The sequence below is a fragment of the Arthrobacter sp. SPT-J7 genome, from assembly GCF_059089965.1.
Genome location: NZ_JBNHFF010000423.1, coordinates 1 through 1478, shown reverse-complemented (window position 1 = coordinate 1478; position 1478 = coordinate 1). Strand labels below are relative to the sequence as shown.

Genomic DNA, 1478 nt, shown 5'->3' with positions numbered 1-1478 from the left:
CGCACCATCACAAATGTGGAGATGGGGGGAATTGAACCCCCGTCCGATGTCGTGTTGTCAGGGCTTCTCCGGGCGCAGTTTGCGTCGGATTTTCTCGGCCCCAGCCATGCTGCAAACAGCTGGCTGATCCGGGCCCAGTCATCTAAGAGTCCCGCTCACCCCGATGACGGGGGTAAGCAGCAGTGGCTATCTAAATGACGCCAGGATCCGGGGCGATAGCAACCTCGGGCTGACGGACTGTCTTACTGGTTAAGCAGCAAGAGCGAAGTCAGTGCGCTTAGATTCGGCACTTGTTGGTTTGCAGAAAGCGTTTACGAGATAATTCTGCATCCTCGGCCCGCTTCACCTGTCGCGACTAACATCGTCGAAACCGATCATCCCCATATTTTTTTATCAAACCGGCAGGCAAGCCCACCGGACTACCCATCATAACGCATCCTTCGGGAAATTCATTCCAGCCTAGCGGCGGCGGTTGCGTTCCCGCATCTCCCGCTGGGCTTCGCGGTTGTCCTGCTGTTCGCGGAGGGTCTGGCGCTTGTCGTACTCACGCTTACCGCGGGCCACCCCAATTTCAACCTTGGCCCGGCCGTCAACGAAGTACAACTGCAGCGGAACGATGGTGAAGCCCGATTCGCGCACCTTGTGCGAAATCTTGATCAGTTCCTCGCGGTGCAGCAGCAGCTTGCGGCGGCGACGGGCCGCGTGGTTGGTCCAGCTGCCTTGGTTGTACTCCGGGATATGGATGGCTTCCATCCACAGCTCGTCGTTGTAGAAGGTGCAGAATCCGTCCACCATGGAGGCGTGGCCCTCGCGCAGGGATTTCACTTCGGTTCCCATGAGCGCGATTCCAGCCTCGTAGGTATCCAGCACATGATAGTCGTGCCGGGCCTTCCGGTTGGTGGCCACCACTTTACGGCCACTTTCTTTAGGCAAGGGAAAGCTCCTCAGTTTGACAATCGGATGTTCTCCTGGCCGACCGGCGCGGAGTCATACCAGTGTACGGCAGGGATATGCGCCCTACAGCAGCCCCATCGGGTCGACGGGGCGGCCATTGAGCCAGGTTTCGAAGTGCGCATGGCAACCGGTGGAGTTGCCGGTGTTGCCGGAGTAGGCGATCAGCTGGCCCTGCGAGACGCGCTGGCCGTTCGACACCACGACGCTTGCGTTGTGGTACACGATGGTGGTCAGGGTGTTGCCCTGCATCAGCCCGTGCGAGATCTTTACCCGCCAACCGCCTCCATCAGCGGAGCTCCAGCCAGAGCTGAAGACCTCACCTGCCGCTGCAGCGTAGACAGGTGTGCCGCAGGCCGCTCCGAAGTCCAGCCCCGTGTGCATGTAGCCGCCCTGCCCATAGAAGTCAATGGTGCCTGGCGGGGTGGCACGCCACCCAAAGCCGGATGTGATCGGCACATTGCCGCCGAAGGGATGCCTCAGGCCGAAGACCGACGGTGATCCGACGGGCGGCATAAAAGACTGCA

Annotated in this window: 2 protein-coding genes and 1 other RNA gene; all 3 read right to left on the bottom strand. The window is 60.3% G+C overall.

Translation table 11 applies throughout. From position 1 onward, the window contains the following. Window positions 1-13: 13 nt before the first annotated feature. Window positions 14-382, bottom strand: a transfer-messenger RNA (tmRNA) gene (ssrA, locus tag AC5RWX_RS33250). A gap of 77 nt (window positions 383-459) precedes the next feature. After that, complete coding sequence (smpB, locus tag AC5RWX_RS33245; RefSeq protein ID WP_163162401.1) at window positions 460-933, bottom strand: SsrA-binding protein SmpB; 474 nt, start codon at window positions 931-933, stop codon at window positions 460-462. 84 nt (window positions 934-1017) lie between these two features. Then, on the bottom strand, window positions 1018-1478 hold a 461-nt coding region (locus AC5RWX_RS33240; RefSeq protein ID WP_494100420.1), incomplete at its 5' end, for a M23 family metallopeptidase.